A 22,765-nucleotide genomic window follows, 5' to 3' on the forward strand; every position below is an offset into this window, starting at 1 on the left:
CCCCCGCTCTACCAGTAACGTCTTGCTGCACAAAGCTCTTTCTCGTATATCGTTCCCTCTAATGGAATAATCTCAATTACTTTCCCGGTGTTTGGTGAATGCAATAATTTCCCATTTCCATAATAAATTCCTACGTGGTGTATACTTCCTTTGCCTTCTTCGTATGCAAAAAATAACAAATCTCCAGGTTGAATATCACTAACCTCTACAGATTTTCCTGCTTTTGCTTGATCATGAGCATCCCTTGGAATGATGTATCCATTGGCTTTACACATATTATAGCTGAATCCAGAGCAGTCGTACCCGTAGCTACTCATGCCGCCCCACAGATATGGTAGGTTTAAAAATTGCTCTCCATCAACAACAATGTCCTTGCCATTTCCTTTTCGTTTTTCTGAAAGAGAAGGGTAGATTTTTACATCTGTGGATTTTAAAAATCCTGAACCTGCTGGAAGCTGTACTTTCACGAATTCCCCTTCTTCTAGAACAGGAAGCATCGTTTGATAGCTTACCTCTAATAAAGGATCATGGTTCTCTCCTTCTAACGTTGCTTTTTTACTAGTTACTACAGCGATTGGACCCTCATCTAAATTCCGATTCGGCGTTGATTCTATTAGTTGATCCCTAGGAACCCAACCAGGATATCCTCTTTCATCTTTTGATGAAGGCTGGTTTAAGACAATAACAGAAGCCCAACCTTCCTTCTCTTCTATCACAAGTACTTCTTCACCATATAATGCTTGCGTCTGAACAAGATTTGCATTGCATAACTCTAAACGAGTTTCGTACGTTAGTGATTCAAGCCATGCCTCAATATTTGATGGATTTGTTACAGCATCTTTATCTAGTTCTCTCGCAGAATCATAGGAAGTCCAAACCGTTGCAACAGGAACATTTACGATGAACTTATTTTCCAAGAGAAACCCCTCCTTCTTGTAATGCAATTTCATTTATTCCTAATCCTGGTGCTTTAGGAAGTGTAATGTTTCTACCATTGTATAAAATTCCACCTGATACAATGTCCTTCACTAACATGAGTGGGGCATCGAAATCAAAGCGTGTAATATTTTTCTTGCTTGCAGCAAAATGTGCTGCTGCTGTGATTCCAAGACGAGTCTCAATCATACTACCAACCATACACTCCATCCCTGATACCTCAGCAAGCTGGTTAATAATGGTCGCCTGATAAATTCCACCAGCCTTCATTAGCTTGATATTAATAAGGTCAGCACTTCTTGTTTTTACTACCTCAAGTGCCTGCTTTGGTGTAAACACACTTTCATCAGCCATGATTAAGGTGTCAACTGCATCTGTTACTTGTTTAAGTCCTTCTAAATCATTTGCTTTTACAGGTTGCTCAACAAGCTCAATATCTAAAGATTGATCTTCCATTGCTCTAATAATTCGTATGGCATCCTTAGGTTTCCAGCCTTGGTTAGCATCCAGTCGAATTTTAATGTCTTTTCCTACACGCCTTCTTATCTCTGCAATGCGTTTCAAATCTGTAGAGGGATCATCTTTCCCTACCTTTACCTTCAACACATTGAAGCCTTGTTCAACATAGGAAACTGCATCTTCCCCCATCTCTTCTGGGCCATTTACACTTACTGTAAAATCGGTTTCAATTTCGTCGTTATAGCCTCCTAGAAATTGATAGAGTGGTAGACCACAATTTTGTGAGATACAATCATACAGGGCCATATCGACAGCCGCTTTTGGACTTGAATTTCCAACTAGAATTACCTGAAGACCTTGAAAAATACTTTCAAAGTTTAGAAGACTTTTACCTATTAAAAATGGTTTAATGGTATGCTGGATAGCTGAATCAATACTTGTTAGACTATCCCCAGTTATGACTAGTGTTGGAGGCGCTTCTCCCCATCCTACAATCCCGTTATCACAAGTGATTTTTACAAAAATAGAATCAGCAACTTCGACTGTTCGGAGTGCAGTTTTGAATGGCTTTATTAATGGTACAGCTACTTTAAATGTTTCTACATTAACGATTTTCATACCGAATCAACTCCGCTTTCGAAGATTACCTGTTTTTTCGATGTACTAAACTTCACATTTACACCTAAAGGAACCCCTATATTTGGTGAACAATGACCAATATTAAATCCTTTCATAGCTGGTTTCGCAGCTTTTTGGATGTAATGTTCAATTACCTCCTCCAAGGTTAACGATTTCTCTCTTTCTGGTACACAATTATTGAAATCACCTATTATGAAACCAGCTGCTTCCTTCAATTTTCCCGCCATATATAACTGATTTAGCATACGGTCAACTGCTCTTGGCTCTTCATTAATATCTTCAATAAGTAGGAGTTTATCTTTTGTATCGATTTCGAAAGGTGTCCCAAGTGAACTCGTAATCAAACTTAAATTTCCACCAACAAGGATTGCCTCAACTTCTCCTTCAACTAACACCTGGAGTGCTGAAAATTCTTCTGTATAGGTAATGGTTTTGGGTTCAAACAGTTGTTGAAAGTACTGTTTTGATAACGCATGAGCATCTTCTTTTCCGATATCTGAGGCAAGCATGGGTCCATGAAAGGTCACAAGGCCTGTTTGTTGGTAGATAGACATATGTAGGAAGGTAATATCACTGTACCCCCAGAGTATTTTGGGATTATTTTTAATTAGGTCATAATCAATTTCAGCTGCAATTCTCGCTGTCCCATATCCTCCACCAGCACAGATAATCCCTTTAACTTCTTTATCTAAAAACATATTATGTAAATCTTCTAGTCTTTCTTCGTCCGTACCTGCTAAATACCCGTATTCATTCTTAACATGCTGACCAAATTTCACATTAAGACCAAGTTCACGTAAGAATTCTAAAGATCGTTCTAAATTTTCTTGGTTCGGAGGACTTGCTGGAGCAAGTATTCCGATTGTATCTCCTCTTTTAAGAGACTGAGGTTTAATCATCATCTGTGCACCTACTTTTATAAGAAGATTTGTCACTGTAAATTTTATGTATTCTGATAGTGCTTAATTCCCCTAAGTACCCTATGTACTTAATAGATGAAAAGGGATGTTCACCGGAACACCCCTTTTCATATTTTCAAAGAATAACCTCTAATTTAGTTCTTATCTGCCCATTTTAATTCAATATAACCTACAGGGTGACGAACAATTCCTGTAACAGCATCATTTTGTAATGTTGTTTGGTTATAGAAATGAACGTTGAAGATTGGAGCTTCATCAAGAAGAATCTTCTCAGCTTTATACATTAAGTCAAAACGTTTTGCTTCATCAGACTCAGCAAAAGCATCCTTAATTAGCTTGTCGTATTCTGCGTTACTCCAACCAGTACGGTTCATAGAATGACCAGTTTGGAAGCTTTCTAGAGCGTTAATTGGATCCGCGTAATCATTTAAGAATGAGCTACGAGATAATTGGAAATTTAATGCAGATTGTTCTTGAGCAAAAACAGCCCATTCCATGTTTGCAAGCTTAACTTCTACACCTAAATTATCTTTAAACATTTGTTGAAGTGTTTCAGCAATTTTCTTATGTGCATCACTTGTGTTGTAAGTTAAAGTAACTTCTGGCAATGTTTCATAGCCTTCTTCTTCCATACCTTTTGCTAGCAATGCTTTTGCTTCTTCAATGTTTGTCTTCATTAAATCTCCGTTTGTTTCACGGAAGTCATTACCATTTGCATCATTAAATCCATATGAAACAAATCCATATGCCGGTTTTTCTTTTCCTTTTGTTACATAGTCAACAATTTGTTGTTGATCTACCGCTAAAGCAAATGCTTTACGGATATTTTTGTTTTGGAAAGGCTCCATTGTTACATTAAAACGGTAGAAATATGTTCCCGCTTGGTCAACAATATCAACTTTTCCTTCAGAGAATAACTTTTCACTAAGTTCTGATGGTACATCCGAAGTATCAAGTTCTCCAGATTCGAACATTTGATATTCTGTGTTTGTATCGTCTACCATAGCCCAGTGGACTTTATCTAGTTTTACTGAGTCAGCATCCCAGTATTGATCGTTCTTTTCCATTACGAAATGGCTATCATGCTCCCATTCAGTTAAGTTGAATGGTCCATTACCAACGAATGTATCAGCATTCGCGAACCACTCTGGGTTATCAGTTGCAACCTTTTCATTGATTGGGAAAAATGCCGGTAAAGAAATGATATTTAAGAAAAACGGTGATGGACTTGTTAATGTCACTTCAAGCGTCTTCTCATCTACAGCTTTAACAGCTACATCATCTGCACTACCTTCATTGCTGTTATAAGCTTCTCCACCTTCAATAAAATACCCTAGGAAAGCAGCAGGTGAACCTGTCTCAGGATTTAAAAGTCGTTTCCATGCGAATACGAAGTCTCCAGCAGTTAAATCGTCACCGTTTGACCATTTTGCATTGTCACGAATATGGAATGTGTAAGTCTTTCCATCTTCGGAAATATCCCACTTTTCAGCAATAGCTTCAGATGGATCATGATTTTGATCTAGTCGAGTTAAACCTTCCATTAAGTTGTTTAAAGCAGACCAAGAAACTGAATCAAATCCGATTGGTGGATCAAAAGAAGATGGCTCTTGACCATTATTCATATACAATACTTTTTCTTCAACAGTTTCTTCTTCTGTAGTTCCTTCATCATCATTTTTTTCGGGTTCTTTTCCTGCGTCTTCACTTGCTGTACATGCAGCGAGAACAAAGACTAGAAGTGCTGTCATTAAGATTGACAAAAACTTTTTCATTTGTGTTTCCCCCTTTATTATTTCCCGCCTAGTAAACTATAAATTTATTAAAGCGGATATTTAACTTCAAGAAGAGCATTAATCTCCTCCTAAAGAAGTTTAAGTATTCATAGCGAGCATCTTTTTAGCTCGCTCATCCTGTAACCAACAATCTACCTGATGGTCTTTCGTTAGTTTCGTGTTCAAAGGATAGACTCTATCACATATCTCCATTGCATATGGACATCTGGATACAAACGCACAGCCCAATGGTGGTAAAAACAAGTCAGGTGGTGACCCATCAATTGGAATGAGTTCTCCCTTTTCAACATCCAAGCGTGGTACGGAGTTTAATAGTCCCTTTGTGTATGGGTGTTCCGGTTTGTAGAAGATATCTCTTCTTGTTCCGGTTTCAACAATCTTTCCAGCATACATAACTACGATACGGTCAGCTACTTGTGCAACTACTCCTAAATCATGCGTAATCAGAATGATCGAAACACCTGTCTTTTTTTGTATATCTCTAAACAAGTCTAAAATCTGAGCTTGTATAGTTACATCTAATGCCGTTGTCGGCTCATCAGCAATAAGGACCTCTGGTTCGCAAACTAAAGCCATCGCAATCACGATTCTTTGTCTCATTCCTCCGCTGAATTGATGCGGATATTGCTTTAAGCGACTTTCTGGACTAGGAATTCCAACTAAGGATAGCATTTCAAGAGCCTTCTTCCTTGCATTCTCTCTTGAAATTCCCTCATGCTGAATAATTCCTTCCATGATCTGTTCGCCTATGGTCAAAGTCGGATTAAGCGCTGTCATAGGATCCTGAAATATCATTGATATATCAGCCCCACGAATCGACCGCATTTCCTTTTCAGAAACCTTTACTAAATCCTTATCCTTAAAACGAATGGAACCTTTTGTAATTTTCCCAGGAGGATCAGGAATAAGACGCATAATACTTTGTGAAGTTACACTTTTACCACAACCTGATTCACCTACGATTGCTAGAGTTTCTCCTTTATATAAATCAAACGATACTCCTCGTACTGCTTTAACTGTTCCTCCATAAGTATTAAATGCGACATGGAGGTCCTTAACCTCAAGTACTTTTTCCAAGATGTGATTACCTCCTTAATTTCGGATCTAGCGCATCCTGCAGGCCATCACCTAGGACGTTAAAAGAAAACATCGTTAAAGAGATGAAGAAAGCAGGAAAGAATAGTCGCCACCAATCACCGGATAAGATAACTGGTAGAGCATCACTAGCCATCGATCCCCAACTAGCAAGTGGAGGCTGAATCCCTAATCCAAGGAAGCTTAAAAAAGCTTCAGCAAATATAGCAGCAGGAACCGTTAGTGTCATTTGAACAATAATGGGCCCCATTGTATTGGGTAAAAGATTTTTCCGAATAATTCTCGGCGTCTTTGTTCCAAAAGTTTTAGAGGCTAAAACGAACTCATAGTTTTTCACCTGTAAGACCTGCCCCCTCACAATCCTGGCCATTCCTACCCAACCTGTGACAGATAAGGCAAATATGATGGAAAATAATCCTGGTTCCATTACAACGCTGATTAGGATAACTACAAGCAAGTATGGCAATCCATATAGAATTTCAACAAAGCGCATCATATAGTTATCAGTTCTACCGCCTTTGTAACCAGCGATCCCCCCGTAAACTACCCCAATCAGGAAGTCTATTAAGGCTGCAACCACCCCGACGAAGAGCGATATTCTAGCACCATGCCATGTACGAGTAAACACATCACGACCTAACTCATCCGTACCAAACCAGTGTTCGGACGATGGTGGCAAGTTTTGTTTAGGAAGGGATCCTTCATCCGCCTCATAGGGTGAAAAGATTGGGCCAAAAATAGCCATTAGCACTAGTAGCACTAAGAAGATTAAGCCCATCATGGCGAGTTTATTTTTCAAGAGACGTAACCAGGCGTCTTTCCAGTAAGATAGACTTGGTCGTACAACAGCCTCTGCCTCAGAGGAATCTACTTTTTTGGGAACGAACCATTCATCTGGGATGGAACTAGCTTTGTCTATATTTGGATCATGCTGTTTTCTAAGTTCCATTAATTACCCTCCTTTTTGTGTAGCTTGATTCGAGGGTCTAAAATACCGTAAGCCACATCCACTAAAAATAGCATAAATATTAAGAAAGCACTGTAGAATATGGTGGTCCCCATAATAACCGGGTAATCACGTTGATTAATACTTTCCACGAAGTATTTCCCCATACCTGGAATAGCAAAGATTTTTTCGATAACGAAAGTACCTGTTAATATCCCAGCAGTTAGTGCTCCTAAAATTGTTACAACCGGTAATAATGCATTTTTCAAAGCATGCTTGAAAACAATTTTAAAAGGAGTTAACCCCTTTGCTTTTGCAGTCCGAATATAATCCTGTGTTAAAACCTCTAGCATACTAGAGCGAGTTAAACGAGCAATAATTGCCATTGGCCCAGTAGCAAGTGCTAAGGTTGGCAAAATCATATGCTTCCAGCTTTTCCATGTAGCTACAGGTAATAGTTCCATATTGACGGCAATCTGCTGAATCAAAAAGGTTGCCATAACAAAGTTTGGCACTGATATACCAAGAACGGCTATGGTCATAGCAAAATAATCAATTATCCCATTATGTCTAAGAGCTGCCAAGACTCCCAGAGTAATACCGGAAATCACTGCTAATACAAGAGAGATGATTCCTAACTCAAATGAAACAGGAAACCCTCTTCCCAACATTTCGTTAACCGTTTGGGAGGACCTTTTAATGGATGGCCCAAAGTCAAATTGTATAATTGATTTAAGATATGTAACGTATTGGACTGGAACTGGCTTGTCCAGATTGAAGTGAGCCTCTAGATTACGCTGGACAGCTTCACTTGTGGAACGTTCTTCATTAAAAGGTGATCCTGGGATCGAATGCATGAGGAAAAAAGTTAATGTAATAATGAGCCACAGCGTGATGACCATGGCAAATAGGCGTTTAAGTAAGTATGTAGTCAAACAAATTCACTTCCTAACAGAATGAAGTTCTCATTGCTAATTCCGTCATCACAAGCATCGCTTGATAGGCTTCTAGTATATCCTTCGCCTGATAACGTACAGTTGTAGTTCCTGGCTCAATCTCTGTTCCTGGCATTAAATTTGCCCATTCTGCTTGACCATAGTTTGCAAATTCAATCCTAAGAACAGGATGGTCTGGTGGAGTGAGTGGTTTTACAAGATCTTTGTTTTTTAATGCTAAGGCTGTTTTTTCTTGAAGTAATTTTCCTGCTTTTGCCGGTGTTAATGATTTTGCTGATGAACGAGAGATGGATTCCTTCACAACAGCAGTTGTAACATTTGGGATTAGATTCTCTGCTTCTTTCGCAGCTTGGTCATCACCAGCAACCATAATGACAGGTACACCGAAATACCCCGCAACATATGCATTGAAGCCTAACTCTCCAACCTCTACATCATTTATGTAAAAACGACGAACACCAAAAATCATTGAATGGGACATGACACCTGGAGTAGATGCTCTCGAGTGATATCCTACAAAGATAGCCCCTGTAAAACTATTGTCCAGACCTTGAACCATTGAAAATGGCTTTACACTCCCAGTAATTAATTGCGTTTCAGGATGAAGCTTTTCAATTAATAAGTTATTCATTTTGGAATGACTGTCATTTACGACTACCTCTGAGCACCCTTGCTCAAAAGCTGTGTTAATAACATGATTCGCTTCCTCCGTCATAATTAGGCGAGAGCGTTCATAATTGTGCTTCCCTGAGTCAACATGAGTGTGATCAACTAATCCTGTTATCCCCTCCATGTCGACCGACATGTATAATTTCATCTTATGCCCCCTGTTGTATAAAAAGAATTTTCTCAATATTTTAAATTATAGCATATTCCTTCAAAATTTTACATCAAATTTACAGAATTGTTCGCAACATACATTTTTAACAGATAATTTGTAGATTAGGATATTAATAGAAACCTTTATTTTAATAGTATGTAAAAATAATTAAGTATATTAGTTCACTGTTAATTTTTTGCTTCGAAACTTAATTTGAGTAACTTTTGCAAGACTTTTGTATAATAGTTTTGTTACTTGTTATCAAATAGTTTAGGAGAGGTTAAGTTTGCAAAAGACCATTGTTTGGTTTAGAAAGGACCTTAGGCTTCATGACCATCAAGCATTATGGGAGGCTTCACAGAATGGAAGCGTCATTCCTATCTTTATTTGGCCTCATGAGGAACATCACTTGCTTTCAGGTGAGGCATCATTATGGTGGTTACATCATTCTTTACTTGCTTTACAAGAGGAATTTAAAGAACATTACGGAGTAGATCTCATTATTAGAAAAGGAAATAGTTTAGATATTTTAATAGAAGTAATGGAGGACACTGGGGCAAATGCATTGTATTTCAATGAGAGATATGAACCGTTTGCTATAAAGCGAGATCACTATGTTATTGAATCTCTTAATAAAATCGGAGTTGATATTCGCACGTTCCATTCAAACCTCTTATATAACCCATTTACGATAGCGAATCTTAGTGGGGATCCTTATAAAGTGTTTACTCCCTTTTGGAAGAGATGTTTAAATGAGTCAATTTCCCGACCATTGCCTCGACCTTCATTACTAAATGGTATAGATAAAGTAGTTTCTACTATAGAAGTAGCTGAGCTTGGTCTGCTCCCAACCATTCGATGGGATGAAAAGCTCCATTGCTATTGGCAACCTGGAGAAAAGGGAGCCATTTCCGTTTGGGAGTTATTTATTCAGAAGGACCTTCACTCCTATAAGACTGGGAGGGATTATCCCTCTTTACAGGCTGGTTCTAGATTATCACCACATCTCGCATGGGGAGAAATTAGTCCAAGAGCAATGTGGTATTCGCTAGAAATGGAACAAAGTCACATTCCAATGAATGAGCAAATCGAGGCATATAAACGGCAGCTAATTTGGAGAGAATTCGGTTACTATCAGCTTGTTCATTTTCCAACCATATCGAAGGCACCACTTCGTCCTGCATTTGAACATTTTCCATGGGACGAAAATCAAGATAATCTATTAAAGTGGCAAAAAGGTGAAACTGGCTATCCTTTAGTGGATGCAGGAATGAGAGAATTATGGGAAACAGGAACAATGCATAACCGTGTTCGAATGGTTGTGGCATCTTTCTTAGTCAAACACTTATTAATTCCATGGACATATGGAGCCAAATGGTTTCAACATACTCTAGTTGATTTTGACTTAGCTAATAATTCAATGGGATGGCAATGGGTTACAGGAAGTGGGCTTGATTCCGCACCTTATTTTCGCATTTTCAATCCAATCACACAGGGTGAAAAGTTTGATAGAGATGGAGAATATATTCGAAAGTGGGTACCAGAACTAACGAAACTCCCTAATCCATATATCCACCGACCTTGGACAGCTCCAAGTGAATTACTAAAGTCTGTTGGAATCAAGCTTAATGAAACATATCCTTTACCAATCATTGACCATGACTTTGCACGAAAACGAGCCCTCGCTGCATATGATAAAATTAAATAACAGGGTTGACCACTTTTTAGGTCAACCCTGTTGTTTTTTCAAATTATTGGTTTTGTGCATTTTTAGTTCAATGATACAAGTTATCCCTTTATAACCGCTCGAGCAGCATAATAACCACTTAATGCGGATGACAATGTACCAGGGCCAGGAAAAACTTGTTCCCCTACAATGTAAAACTGTGGAAGGGACGAACGTACACCTTTAGGCTTGATAATCGCATTTTTTACTGTTAAAGGAAAGCCCCCTACCTCTGCTTTCCCAATAAATTTCTTATACGTAGAAGGGCTACCTGCCTCCATATAGAGTAAGTATTTTCTAATTGGGATTACTTTTTCAATTACAGATATGATCATGTCCGTTATTTCATTCTTTATATCCTTGTAATCATCCCTTGAATATCCAAGCCATTCTTCAATGTTCGTATGAACGGATACCGTCATCGTAATTTCCCCGCTAATCTTTTCACCATTTTGATCAATGGTTTCATGAAAGGTTACATAAACGGGGCCGTGTATATTTCTTAAAGTCGCTTCATTGTCAGGGACAATTTGGTAAGCATACGGAAGTGCTATCCCCTCTAATGGTCCCTTTCTAATTTGATCCGACAAGATTGTATCAATTCGAAAAGCTCCCCAAGAAAAGTTTCTCGAGTCTGCATAGCTTGTATTTGGTCCAAGAGATATTCCAGAGTTATTAATCACAATATCAAAAGATGTTGAACATTTCTTGCTGTAGACATTCCAAACTTTTTCTTTGTCATCATAACTAATCTTCTGTACAGGTGAAGCTAATAAAACCTCTCCTCCTAGTTCATTGATTCGTTCAGCCAACAGTTTTGATATTTGTCCCATCCCATTTTGAGGAGCATAGCTTCCGTTTCGATATACCGTTAGAGCCAAACTCGAAGGTAGCAAAGCTGCTTCAGATACATCAGTTTGAACAGCATCAATCAGCTGTGCATTTAAAAATTGCCGAAGTGGAGTATACGAGACTAAGTTGAACTTTTTCATTAAGTCTTCAACGGTCCATCTTGCGTAACGTGCAAGGCGTAGCACAGTGTTTGGCTTTCGCATAATAAATTTTGGCAAATTCCCCAGCTCATATACTCTTGTAACAGGTAATGATACACCACTTTTCGTTACACCTAGCACCCCTTCACCAATGTAAACAAGTTCATTCCAAAATCTAACCACATCTTCTGCTCGGTCTGAAAAAGCTTTCCGGAGCTCATTTTCCCATAAAGTCGGATCTTTGCAGATGGAAATCTTACGGTCTGGTAATATTACATCCATTGGGTGTAGCAAATCTTTTGCCGTTAGTTCAATCTGTAACTCATCCAACAATGTTTTTAACAACCCGTTCTCTTCTAGTCCGAAAGCAATTGTAGCTCCTGTTGGAAACATACGTTTATTTCGGATATACCAACCGGCTGAACCTCCAACAGTTGTAGCCTTTTCTAATACCGTAACCCTATAACCGCTCTTTGCTAAATAAGCCCCTGCCGTTAATCCACCTATGCCGGCTCCAATGATACAAACTAATTTCAACACCTCTCCCCCTCCTCTATCTTCTAATAGCCCTCATCGGTAGACCACCTCTTAAACGAAGGGATACCAATGGTTCTGGTATAGCTTTTTCCTGACTTACACTACGAAATTTATATCTTTTACCTAGGACAGCTAGGATAAACGCTGCCTCCATTAGAGCAAATTTAGAACCTATACAGCTTCTAGAGCCTCCCCCGAAAGGGAAATAGGCAAAGGCTGGCCAGGTAGGATTCCCAAAGAATCTTTCAGGTTTGAATGACTTTGCATCTTTAAAAACATATTCATTTCGATGAATGGCGTATGGTGAGATCATGAACGAGCTTCCCGGACGAAAAGTTTCACCTAATAACTCCACTTTCTGTGGTGCTTCTCGATAAATCAACCATGCTGGAGGATACAGTCTCAGACCCTCTTGTATGATATTTTGAGTATACGGAAGAGCTCGATAAGTATCGAATGGATCCTTCGAAAAATCTACTTGATCAATCTCGTTATGAAACTGCGCTTCAACCTCTGGATTTCGATCTAACTCATAGAATATCCATGTTAATAAATTTGCAGTTGTTTCATGTCCTGCTAGCAACATCGTAAGCATCTGATCTCTTATCTCTTCGTCAGAAAATGTTTTTTCGTATCCTTTTCCTAAAAATATATTTACTAATGTATTCTGATACAAATTAGGTTTATTTTTTGCATCCACAATTACACGGTAAATCATTTCCTCTAATTTCTTAATTGCGCTCTTATGCAATTTATTACCCTGTGTTGGTACAGAAAGAGGCAGGATAACAATGGAAAATAAATCTTTAGCAGATTGCTCAATAATTTCACTTACAGCAATTGCGAGCTCCTGTTTTGACTCTTCTAAGTCTGTAGCAAACATTGTCTTAGAAATGATGGATAATGTTAATTGCATCATTTCATTTTGAATGGAGTAAGTGTGATTTTCTTGGAGCTTAGCCTCCAGTAGCTGAGTCTCTTCCTTAATCGTCTGAACATAGGAATGAATACTTTCCTTATAAAATAGAGGTTGGAGATGCTTCTTTTGTATTTCATGCTCCTCTTTTTCAGAAGTTAATAGGCCGTCACCAATGGTTCTCCTTAATACCTTAGAAGTACGTCCTTTTACGAAAAATCGATCTTTCGCTACCAAAATTTCTTTTACAAAGTCAGGAGAATTAACAATATAAGAAGGTTTAAATCCTGTTTTTAAAGAAATGATTTCCCCCTGATAAAGCATTTTTTCAAAAAAGGAGAGTGTATCTTTTCTAAAATCAATATAGTTCTGTATACGTGATGTTTGAACATTAGACACTCTGCTCATGTTATTAAGACCTCCATTAACATGCACTGATATAGAATCATCATTTCCAATTTTGAGTAAAAGGAAAAGGACACTCTAGAGAATGTCCCTTCATCACAGCGCCTTACTTACTTACTTACTTACTTACTTACTTACTTACTTACTTACTTACTTACTTACTTACTTACTTACTTACTTACTTACTTACTTACTTACTTACTTACTTACTTATTTACTATTTATATGAGAGAATAGACGAATTCCATAAAGGGCAGCTAAACCAACTAAGATATATACAATCTTTGCAATAACGGAATCCATTCCACCGAATAATCCTCCTACAAGATCCCACTCGAACAGACCAACTAACAACCAGTTTAAGCCACCAATAACTAGTAATGCTAAAGCAACTAAGTTTAAAGTCTTCATAAGAATCCCCTCACCTTTGTATATACTTTGTATAACTAATTTCTAATTAAATTATACAAAATCTATACAAAATAAACAATAACTTTGTTTAGAAAAACATAAAATTTACATTTTTACTCTTTGATTAAAGTTTTGTATAATTTATGTATAAATTTACTGAGGTGAAGCTTCATGTACAACATTAAAAAGGTCTCCGAGCTAGTGGACATTCCTACCGTAACGATTCGAGCCTGGGAAAACCGCTACAAGGTGATTTCCCCCACCCGTACTGAGGGAGGTCATCGTTTATATAGTCAAAAGGATATTGAAACACTTAAGTGGCTTAAGGTTCAAATACAAGAAAACAATATGAAGATAAGTGAAGCCGTGAGATCATTGTCACAGAATGCAACTGCACAAAAATTAGAGTCACAAACAGCCAAGATTGAGACTCCAGGTTTTGATGGTCTAATCAATCAGTTATATGATGCATTAGTTGATTTAAATACTGAAAAGGCGAATACCATTACAGATTTAGCCTTCTCTATGCATGACTTTGAGGATGTCTTTCAAAATCTATTTGTACAGGTTTTATATCGTGTGGGTGATGAGTGGAAGATGGACAATATAACGGCTGCACAAGAACATTTTGCCTCTCAATTTATCATTCAAAGATGCACCCAGTTTCTAAGGATACTCCCTATTAACCAGCAGCTTCCAAAAGTAGTGGCTTTCTGTCCAGAGGGTGAGCACCACCATATTGGATTAATGCTCTTTAGCTTGTTCCTTAGAAAAAAAGGGATGGACGTGATTTATCTTGGGCCAAATACTCCATTTAACGGGCTGATTGACTTAATTCATTTGAAAAAGATCTCAATTATCGCGATATCCATTACGGACCCTGTTTATTTTGAAGGAGTTAAGAGGTGGGTTAAAGATTGCCTTGAACAAGATAATACGCTTAGTTTCGTATTGGGTGGAAATTTTCCTCATCAAAGTGAATTGTATGATTTACCGTCCGTTTCGTTACTTAATCATGTTGAATGGAACGATTGGTATCAGGGGACTGTACTTAAATCATAGGGTTCACTTATTATTAGAAGCGTGGATCGATTAATAACCAAGAGGCTTAAAATGCTAAAAAGGGGAATTAACATGCCGCTTTGGTTACCCATTTTATATAAATCAGGAGAAATCGGAACTACCTTTATCATTAACCAGAAATAGGCTAAACGCTAGAAATCGGAATTAATAGGTCACATTAGTTACCTTTTTTAGCGAAAACCAGTAAAATTCGGTACTAACATCGTGGATGGTCAGAGAAATCCTTTTTCAAACAAAAATGCAGCTGGCACAATTGACCAGCTGCATTTTTTTACCCTTCGGCGATTGCTGTAACGACTAGCCTCTCTGCATGATTATCAGTAAAAGGATTATATCTCCCAGTACACGTAATTAGATGTAATCGTTTCTGTGATGTGTAACCGAAAATCTCCTCAATCGGCCCTTGATCGTAAGGATATGCTTCCTTTTTAACTATTCTATATTTAACAATTTCCTCACCATTCGAAATGATAATTTCATCATCAATTGAAACATTCTTTAGGTTAAAAAATATACCTGGACCTAGGTAACTGTCCACATGTCCTGCTAACACAACGTTTCCATTCTGACCTGGCTTTGCACCGTTAGTGTACCAACCCACTTCCATTACATCCTCCGGAACCTCCATAATACCATCTTCTTGAAGACCAACCTGAAGGATATTTGCCTCAACACCTATGGATGGGATAGATACACTGGTAGGAATAATGCCTGATTCAAATTTCACAACTTTTTTCTGATTAAAAGACTTAGTGTTATCAGCTTGCTCTATTTCTATAGAATTCGTGTTTAATTTAATTGTCTCAACTTCCTTCGCTGGTTGCGCATAAGACTGACAACCAACTAGAAACAAGACTAGTAGAAAATTAGGATTGAAATAAGCCTTTTCTTTTAAATAGAAAGTACCCTAAACCTGCAGCTAAAACCAAGAAAGGGAATACTGTTGTTAATAGACCAACTAAGCCACCTGTACCTGTTTTCGGCATTTCTGTTGGCATTGTAGAAGATGAAGGATCAGCTAATACAATTACGTCTAATGCTGGCTCTCCACTTGCTAAGCCTACAGCCAGAACAGTATAAATCATATCTGCTTTAAGTTCAGTCCCTGGTAATGAAAGAACTACATCTTCTGTTCCCGCTACTCTAACTTCTAAATCCAATGTAGCTGGATCCACTTCTGCATAGTCTGTTACCGCTTTAAATGGAGCGTTTGCAAACAACACATCTCCACCAGTAACTGCAACATCAACTGCCGGTGCATCAGGTGAAAAATGCCCAACACGAACTTTTGCTTTCCCAGAAGTTGTTGTCATGTCATCACTTAAAGCTGTCACTTCAAGACTTTCTAACTTATTAATAGCAAGTGCTGTATAAGCTTTGCCAGCTTCTACTGCTAGAGTAGTAGTTAATACTGGATTCCCGTCAGCAACTGTTCCTGCGGCATAAATACTAACTTCATGTTCTCCCGCAGGTACCATTAAATAATCTGTTACTGCTTTAAACGCAGCATTTTCAACGACTGTTTCACCATTTACAGTAATATCTACCGCTGGTGCATCAGGTGAGGCGTGACCGATTCGAACTTTAGCTTGATCATGATCATCTGCTAATACTGTTCCTCCAAACATGGCAAAGATTAGTGTGAAAATCAAAGCACCAATAAACTTCTTCATCTAAAATCTCTCCTCTAATGAATATTTTTATAACGATATGTACAACAAAAACAATACATATGTTATACAATATTTATACAAATATTATATATAATCTGTCAACTAAAATACTTTATTAATTTTCGACAGCAGAAAAAAAGCATCTGCACGTTTAGCAGATGCTTTCATAACTATTTCAAATCATTGTCTATTTTCGTTAATAACACTTTATTTGGATCTTGAGCAAGCTCCCACATCATCGCTCCACCTAAGCCCATCGACTTGATGTAGGAAGTTTTGTAACCGATTGACTCTGTGTCATCATAACTGATAAATTGAGTTCCATTGAACAACCAAGGTACTTTCGAATCTGATTCCCAATGTCGAATAAAGCCATTTTTATTAATATAGTTCGCTGAAAGCTCTCCATAGCTAATCGCTTTTCCCCCACCTGTAAATGGTTGATACAAACCATTATTTGCATTGGTAACCTGGTTAAAAGATCGACCGTAAAATGGTATTCCCATTACGATTTTATTAGCTGGAACTCCGTGATTCACGTAATTTTGAATAGAATCTTGTACACTCCAAACATAGTAAAATCCTGTTTCTGAGTCCTTATGTAATGGAGCATTCATACCTGTAATCGTGTCCCATTCTCCGTGGAAATCATAAGTCATAACTTGTACATAATCTAAATATGGGTGTATTAAGTTAAGTTCAGTATTATTTACGTAGCTTTTACTTGCTCCGCCTGCTATCGTTAATAAATAGTTTTCACCATCTTTTGAACTCTGTGCATCAAGAGTCTCTCTTATTTTCTTTAATAAAAGCGTAAAGTTCTGCTTATCCTCTGGCCTATTAATATTACCAGCTAGACCACCACCAACTGGATATTCCCAGTCCAAATCAACTCCATCAAATCCATATTTCAAAATGAATTGAAGAGCACTCTCAGCAAAGATGGTTCTTGACTCTTCTGTAAGTGCAACATCAGAGAATTTTCCTGACCAAGTCCAACCACCAACACTTATTAACGTCTTGAGGTGAGGATGTTGCTGTTTAAGTTTTGTTAGTTGATAAAAATTTCCTTTATAAGGCTGGCCTGAAGTGTCTCCAGGGAACGGTTTTTCAATGTCCGCCCATGAATCACCTACTATCATTTTTCCATCCGGAGAAATATTTGCAAACGCATAGTTAATATGCGTAAGTTTACTAGCATCTATATTACTAACTTGAAAGTTTGAATAAGTCGACCAACCTGTATAATATCCAACTCTTTTAAAATCATTAACTATAGGTGTCGCTGTATTTTTAACTGTGACGGTCTTGGTAGTCTGAGCTGTTTGATTTGCTGAATCATAAACGACTACTTTTAAAATCTGCTCTCCATCTGGAACCCACGGGTCAGTAGACCAATCCACACTGTATGGTCCAGATGTTACTGTTTTTAGCAAATATCCACCGTTGCTCGTATAGAACTCAACTTTGCTAATACCCTTATCATCAGTAGCACTGACAGATAGGTTTACAGTGCCATTAACTGTTTTACCATCACTTGCTATCGGAGAGACTTGAATCTCACTAATTTGGGGTGCTTGATCAATAACGGTTTGTGAAGATGTCGTTACTTTTATTGTATTACTAGATGTGGATAGATTTCCCCTAGCGTCCTTTGCTCTAACATGAAAACTGTAAGTGGTATTCGGAGCTAGACTCTTTACTACGTAATGTGTTGAAGAGGTATTTCCTATGTAACTATTATTTTGGTAGACATTGTAGCCTGTTACTCCTACATTATCTGTCGAGTTTGTCCAATCTAGAGATACACTGCTATCAGTAATATTTGTAGCTTGGAGATTCGTAGGAGCTGTCGGTGCTTTTCGATCTGGCTTAGCTGCTTCGGCTATCTGATAGCTCATAAAGCTACCAATTAAAACTAGAAAAACAACGGAAAGAATGACTAATTTGGATGATAATTTTTGACTAAGTTGCTGCATCTTTGTTTCCTTCCTCTCCTAATTAGAAAACGTAGCATATCCCCGTCAACATTAGGGTATTTATACCTACCTTTCCAATTATATTAGTAGTTTCTATTTAATTTTAGTATAAGAAGATTTTGGAGAATAGGGATAATAGTAGCATTATATAGTGGTAAAACTTTACAACTCAAAATAAATGAACTTTTTAAAAAAATTCACATATCCTACCTATATATATAAGGGAGGATACTGATTTGGACTCAAAAGAAACAAACCTTCAACAGAGTATGTATGATACAAATAAAACCCTAAACAATATTTCAGCTCAGCATGCCACAGCCGGGCATAATGAGGCAAATGCTAACATCATCCAATACAATATATCCACTAGCTCAGAATATGTTAATAGTTTAATAATGCTCTATATTGCAAAATTACTTAATAATATATCCAACAACACGAGTCAAGATCTCACAGATGATTTCACCAGACTAGAATCCTTGATTACAAAGGCAATAGAGGATGACCAACAGTATCGCAATAAACTATTGCACGAACTATCTAAGAACCATCGTAAGTAAAAGCAGCTCCTCTTTTGGAAGCTGCTTTACTTATATGTTATGTTAGCAGTTCTTAATCAAGGAAGCCGCTACGATCTGACTTTGCTGGACAAAAACTAGTTGGTTTTCTAAAAATGGTCCAGATGCTTCAGTTAATCGAAGTATAACGGAATCAAAGTCCTCTGAAAATAAATCTTCAATTGGATTCTCATCCAATTCGACCACAAACCCCCTAAATACACTTCCGTCTACAGTAAGGATTAACAGCTCATTATTCATTAAAGAATCCCTCCTTTCGTCATTATTTATATGCAAAGCTCCTTAACTCTCTTGGACAAACTTACTAATTAATTGAATTACTTTTTTTATTTAGTAGGTTTGACTATACATGTCCACATATTTTTGAATAACTTGTGGTAATAAGGAAGGGAGGCATATCTAATGGAACAAGACCAAAATCATAAAAAGAAAAATTTTGCGGATGCTGACGCAGATAAACAATCCTCATCTGCGGCAAGTGGCGGTCCTGACGGTGGTGATGCAGTTGCATCAAGTGCTAAGGACCATGCTGCTGGTGCAGCGGGAAGTGATGATGCGGCAGCTGCTGCTACAGATGCAGGGCGACATGCTGCTGCAGCAGCGGGTAATGACGATGCCGATGCGGCGGCGGCTGATGCAAACTCTAGTAGACATGCTGCTGCGGCGGCGGGTAATGAAGATGCTGATGCGGCAGCAGCAGATGCGGCAGCAGGAGAAAATTCTGCTTCAGCAGCTGGGACAACTTCAGCGGCTTCCGCCGGTAGAAATGCAGCCGCTGCTGCAGGTGCAAATGCTGATGCTGATGCCGATGCCGATGCCGATGCCGATGCTGACGCTGATGCTGATGCTGATGCCGATGCTGACGCTGATGCCGATGCCGATGCCGACGCTGATGCCGATGCCGATGCCGATGCTGACGCTGATGCTGATGCCGATGCCGATGCCGATGCCGATGCTGACGCTGATGCCGATGCTGACGCTGATGCAGCAGCAGCTGCAGGTTCAGCAACAAACATAGTCATCCAGTCAGTAACATCAGGAAATAATACCGCAAGAAATTCTATTGTAATTGAATAAAAGAAGGAAGGTGATAAAATGGCACGGGAAAATGATCACCTAGACGAACAAAAATCTAATTTTGCAGACGCTGACGCAAACAAACAATCTGCAACGGCAGCTGGTGGTGGCTCTGATGGTGGTGATGCGGCAAGCGCTAGCTCGGGCAACCATGCTGCTTCTAGCGCTGGATCAAACGATGCAACAGCGGCTGCTTCAGACTCTGATATACACGCTGCGGCGGCTGCAGGGAACGATGATGCCGACGCTGCTGCTACAGATTCAGCAGCTAGTAGACATGCTGCGGCGGCTGCAGGAAATGAAGACGCTGATGCAGCAGCAGCAGATGCGGCAGCTTGTGACAATGCTTCAACTGCTGCCGGAAATACTGCGTCTGCTGCCAGTAGTACAAACGCTTCCACTGCTGGGGCAGCGGATGCTGATGCCGATGCTGACGCTGACGCTGATGCAGCAGCAGATGCTGGGGCGGATGCTGATGCCAATGCGGATGCTGACGCTGATGCCGATGCGGATGCCAATGCGGATGCTGATGCCGATGCGGATGCTGACGCTGCTGCTGACGCGAGCGCAGATGCTGCTGCATCAGCCGATGCGGATTCGGATTCTGATGCTGACGCCGCTGCAGGGGACGCAACTAATATCGTAATTCAAAATCCAGCATCTGGAAATAACACAGCTACTAATGAAGTTAGAATTAGAAGAAGTAGTCTTTAAAGGTGAATACTAATCTTTAAAAATAGGTTGTTTTCGCATGGAATGTTACTATTCGTATATGCGCTCCAACACGGGTTCTATGCTGTTTAGTGGCATCTTTTCTCGCAAAATAAAGAAAAACAGCAACATAAATTTGTTCAATAGCAGTTTAGATTATTTAAATAGCAACAAATTTTATGAAAAGAGCCTAAAAATATAAAAAAAGCAGCCACAATGCTGCTTTTTTCGTTCTTTACATATTTAAAAACCCTTCTCCAACTCATCCACTAACTGCCCTACGTAAGCGACCGCTTTTCGAATCGGTTCCGGTGTAGACATATCAACACCAGCTAATTGCATTAATTCAAGAGGTTTTAATGTTCCTCCTGCCTTCAGAGCCGACAACCAACGATCCACAGCAGGTTGACCTTCTTCTTTTATTTTTTGAGCAGCAGCAGTTGAAGCCGTTAATCCAGCAGAATACGTATACGGATAAAGCCCCATATAGTAATGTGGTTGGCGCATCCAAGTTAAGCCCGCACCCTCATCCATTTCTACGCTATCTCCCCAGAATTTAGAGAGCAACTCTGTTTTTTGTTCGCAAAGCAGAGTTGCTGTGATTGGCTTTCCATTGTGTGCTAGTTCGTAGATTCGACGTTGAAGCTCTCCTTCAAGAATATGAGTAACAAAATTATGATAATAAGTTCCTAATGATTGAAGAATGACCCAGCGGCGCATACGGTCATCTTTGACATTAGCTAAGATATGTTGACTTAGTAACATTTCATTCATCGTCGAAGGCGCCTCAACAAAGTACATAGAAGGACGAGTATTGGAAATACGTTGATAACGTCCTGCTAAACTAAAATGACCTGCATGGCCTAGTTCATGGGCCAATGTAAAAGCATTCCTCATCGAACCATTCCAAGTCATTAAAATATAAGGATGTACTCCATAAGGACTCGAGCAGAAGGCTCCTGATCTTTTTCCAATATTGTCAGCAAGATCTATCCAACGATCGTTTAAGCCTCTTTCCATAATTTCTACATATTCAGACCCCATCACCTGTAGGGATTCAAGCACAAGCTTTGATGCTTCTTCATACGTAATGGTTGGTTCAAATTCAGGATCAAGTGGAGCTTTTAAATCACTGAAATGCATCTTATCTAATCCTAAAACACGCTGCTTAAGCTTAGCAAAACGTTGCATATGTGGAGCTAACTCTGTTTGAATCGTGTCTAATTGGTTGTGATACATTTCTTTCGTTACCTGTTGCTTATGTAAAAGCATATCTGTTGCAGAATCAAATCCACGAAGACGAGCTTCAATTACTTGTTTCTTTACTTCTGTCGCATAAGTAGCTGCGTATGTGTTCTTATATTGTTTAAGTGTTTCAACAAAAGAATCATACGCTTTTCGGCGAACCTCAGTGTCAGCTGAACCTTCATAAGTTGGAAATGAATTAAAAGTTAAAGGATAATCTACTCCATCATCAGTTGTAAAGGATGAAAACCTCATATCAGATGTTCTACTTCTTTCATAAATCATGTATGGAGCATCGTGAACTTCACTAAAAGCAGCCAATACTTCCTCAACATCTGGGGAAAGTTGATGTTGCTTTGTTTCTAATATATCGTTCAACGTTTTAGTAAACTCTTTTAACCCATCTTCTTGTTCGATATATTTTTTAACCGTGTCGTCAGCTATTCCAAGAATCTCTGAGTTTAAAAAGGAAGTGCTTTCACTTACATTTGCTAGCACAGATCCAACGCGGGCTGAATTCGATTGATTCACCGGATCCGTACCATCTCCGGATTGTTTTAAAGATGCATAAGTCATCACACGAACTACACGTTCTCTGAGTGCATCACTAGCTAGAAGACAATCTAGTAATGTTTTTGAACTCTCACCAAGGCGGCCTTTAAATTTAGTTACGGTTTGGATATCCTGTTCAATCCGGGATAGCTCCTTCTCCCAAGCTTCATCGGTTTGATATAGATCAGTTAAATCCCAAGTTTCCTCAACTGGTACCTCTGAACGAGTTAATGTTTTTTTAATGGTTTGTTTCATGGGAATGCTCCTTTCGAAACCTCTAAACTATTTCGTGTTACGAAACATTGGTTTT

General features: G+C 38.8%; 21 protein-coding genes. 5 read left to right on the top strand and 16 right to left on the bottom strand.

Going from position 1 to position 22,765, the window contains the following annotated elements:
* Positions 1-8: 8 nt before the first annotated feature.
* The 8 genes from ACFYKX_RS08445 to ACFYKX_RS08480 all read right to left on the bottom strand — a co-directional run bounded on the left by ACFYKX_RS08445 (position 9) and on the right by ACFYKX_RS08480 (position 8,564).
* Complete coding sequence (locus ACFYKX_RS08445) at positions 9-950, bottom strand: C40 family peptidase (RefSeq protein WP_389360023.1); 942 nt, start codon at positions 948-950, stop codon at positions 9-11.
* Positions 907-2,013: a mandelate racemase/muconate lactonizing enzyme family protein gene (locus tag ACFYKX_RS08450; RefSeq protein ID WP_389360025.1), complete on the bottom strand. Its 1,107-nt coding sequence runs from the start codon at positions 2,011-2,013 to the stop codon at positions 907-909. Before ACFYKX_RS08450 ends, ACFYKX_RS08445 begins: the two co-directional genes overlap by 44 nt.
* Positions 2,010-2,936 (bottom strand): S66 peptidase family protein, encoded by a 927-nt coding sequence (locus ACFYKX_RS08455; RefSeq protein WP_389360027.1) that lies wholly within the window; start codon positions 2,934-2,936, stop codon positions 2,010-2,012. The genes ACFYKX_RS08450 and ACFYKX_RS08455 overlap by 4 nt, the downstream gene beginning before the upstream one ends.
* A gap of 152 nt (positions 2,937-3,088) precedes the next feature.
* Positions 3,089-4,729 carry a peptide ABC transporter substrate-binding protein gene (locus tag ACFYKX_RS08460; RefSeq protein WP_389360029.1) on the bottom strand — a complete coding sequence of 547 codons (1,641 nt, stop codon included), beginning with the start codon at positions 4,727-4,729 and terminating at the stop codon, positions 3,089-3,091.
* Between the two features lie 99 nt (positions 4,730-4,828).
* Positions 4,829-5,827, bottom strand: a complete 999-nt coding sequence (locus ACFYKX_RS08465; RefSeq protein ID WP_389360031.1) for an ABC transporter ATP-binding protein — start codon at positions 5,825-5,827, stop codon at positions 4,829-4,831.
* Positions 5,828-5,834: 7 nt separating this feature from the next.
* The gene (locus ACFYKX_RS08470) at positions 5,835-6,794 is read right to left on the bottom strand and encodes an ABC transporter permease (protein ID WP_389360033.1); all 960 of its coding nucleotides are present in this window, start codon (positions 6,792-6,794) and stop codon (positions 5,835-5,837) included.
* On the bottom strand, positions 6,794-7,726 hold the full coding sequence (locus ACFYKX_RS08475) for an ABC transporter permease (protein WP_389360035.1): 933 nt from the start codon (positions 7,724-7,726) through the stop codon (positions 6,794-6,796). Before ACFYKX_RS08475 ends, ACFYKX_RS08470 begins: the two co-directional genes overlap by 1 nt.
* Before the next feature lie 13 nt (positions 7,727-7,739).
* Positions 7,740-8,564, bottom strand: coding sequence for a M55 family metallopeptidase (locus tag ACFYKX_RS08480; protein WP_389360037.1), 825 nt, complete (start codon positions 8,562-8,564; stop codon positions 7,740-7,742).
* A gap of 289 nt (positions 8,565-8,853) precedes the next feature.
* Between ACFYKX_RS08480 and ACFYKX_RS08485 the strand changes: the two genes are divergently transcribed.
* Complete coding sequence (locus ACFYKX_RS08485; RefSeq protein WP_389360039.1) at positions 8,854-10,275, top strand: cryptochrome/photolyase family protein; 1,422 nt, start codon at positions 8,854-8,856, stop codon at positions 10,273-10,275.
* 80 nt (positions 10,276-10,355) lie between these two features.
* On the opposite strand, the gene ACFYKX_RS08490 is transcribed toward ACFYKX_RS08485, so the two are convergent.
* The 3 genes from ACFYKX_RS08490 to ACFYKX_RS08500 form a co-directional block, all read right to left on the bottom strand.
* Positions 10,356-11,825 carry a phytoene desaturase family protein gene (locus ACFYKX_RS08490; RefSeq protein ID WP_389360041.1) on the bottom strand — a complete coding sequence of 490 codons (1,470 nt, stop codon included), beginning with the start codon at positions 11,823-11,825 and terminating at the stop codon, positions 10,356-10,358.
* 13 nt (positions 11,826-11,838) lie between these two features.
* A complete protein-coding gene (locus ACFYKX_RS08495) occupies positions 11,839-13,146 on the bottom strand; it encodes a cytochrome P450 (protein ID WP_389360043.1) in 1,308 nt (435 codons plus the stop codon).
* Between the two features lie 207 nt (positions 13,147-13,353).
* On the bottom strand, positions 13,354-13,554 hold the full coding sequence (locus ACFYKX_RS08500) for a DUF378 domain-containing protein (protein ID WP_389360045.1): 201 nt from the start codon (positions 13,552-13,554) through the stop codon (positions 13,354-13,356).
* 171 nt (positions 13,555-13,725) lie between these two features.
* On the opposite strand from ACFYKX_RS08500, the gene ACFYKX_RS08505 reads away from it, so the two are divergent.
* The gene (locus tag ACFYKX_RS08505; RefSeq protein WP_389360047.1) at positions 13,726-14,616 is read left to right on the top strand and encodes a MerR family transcriptional regulator; all 891 of its coding nucleotides are present in this window, start codon (positions 13,726-13,728) and stop codon (positions 14,614-14,616) included.
* Between the two features lie 292 nt (positions 14,617-14,908).
* Here the strand turns inward: ACFYKX_RS08505 and ACFYKX_RS08510 are convergent, their stop codons facing one another.
* The 3 genes from ACFYKX_RS08510 to ACFYKX_RS08520 form a co-directional block, all read right to left on the bottom strand.
* Positions 14,909-15,364: a class F sortase gene (locus ACFYKX_RS08510; protein WP_389360049.1), complete on the bottom strand. Its 456-nt coding sequence runs from the start codon at positions 15,362-15,364 to the stop codon at positions 14,909-14,911.
* A 139-nt stretch (positions 15,365-15,503) separates the two neighbouring features.
* Entirely contained in the window at positions 15,504-16,310 is an 807-nt protein-coding gene (locus tag ACFYKX_RS08515) for a DUF4397 domain-containing protein (RefSeq protein WP_389360051.1), read from the bottom strand.
* A gap of 170 nt (positions 16,311-16,480) precedes the next feature.
* Positions 16,481-18,289 carry a glycosyl hydrolase family 18 protein gene (locus ACFYKX_RS08520; RefSeq protein ID WP_389360053.1) on the bottom strand — a complete coding sequence of 603 codons (1,809 nt, stop codon included), beginning with the start codon at positions 18,287-18,289 and terminating at the stop codon, positions 16,481-16,483.
* A 236-nt stretch (positions 18,290-18,525) separates the two neighbouring features.
* Here ACFYKX_RS08520 and ACFYKX_RS08525 point away from each other — a divergent pair, with 236 nt between their 5' ends.
* A complete protein-coding gene (locus ACFYKX_RS08525) occupies positions 18,526-18,852 on the top strand; it encodes a hypothetical protein (protein ID WP_389360055.1) in 327 nt (108 codons plus the stop codon).
* Between the two features lie 42 nt (positions 18,853-18,894).
* Here ACFYKX_RS08525 and ACFYKX_RS08530 read toward each other — a convergent pair whose 3' ends face one another.
* Positions 18,895-19,110, bottom strand: a complete 216-nt coding sequence (locus ACFYKX_RS08530; protein WP_389360057.1) for a hypothetical protein — start codon at positions 19,108-19,110, stop codon at positions 18,895-18,897.
* 202 nt (positions 19,111-19,312) lie between these two features.
* Between ACFYKX_RS08530 and ACFYKX_RS08535 the strand changes: the two genes are divergently transcribed.
* The gene (locus tag ACFYKX_RS08535; RefSeq protein ID WP_389360059.1) at positions 19,313-19,888 is read left to right on the top strand and encodes a hypothetical protein; all 576 of its coding nucleotides are present in this window, start codon (positions 19,313-19,315) and stop codon (positions 19,886-19,888) included.
* A 77-nt stretch (positions 19,889-19,965) separates the two neighbouring features.
* A complete protein-coding gene (locus ACFYKX_RS08540) occupies positions 19,966-20,661 on the top strand; it encodes a hypothetical protein (protein WP_389360060.1) in 696 nt (231 codons plus the stop codon).
* Between the two features lie 240 nt (positions 20,662-20,901).
* Here the strand turns inward: ACFYKX_RS08540 and pepF are convergent, their stop codons facing one another.
* Complete coding sequence (pepF, locus tag ACFYKX_RS08545; RefSeq protein WP_389360062.1) at positions 20,902-22,710, bottom strand: oligoendopeptidase F; 1,809 nt, start codon at positions 22,708-22,710, stop codon at positions 20,902-20,904.
* Between the last annotated feature and the right edge of the window lie 55 nt (positions 22,711-22,765).

The organism is Cytobacillus spartinae, from assembly GCF_042865285.1.
GTDB lineage: Bacteria > Bacillota > Bacilli > Bacillales > Cytobacillaceae > Robertmurraya_A > Robertmurraya_A spartinae.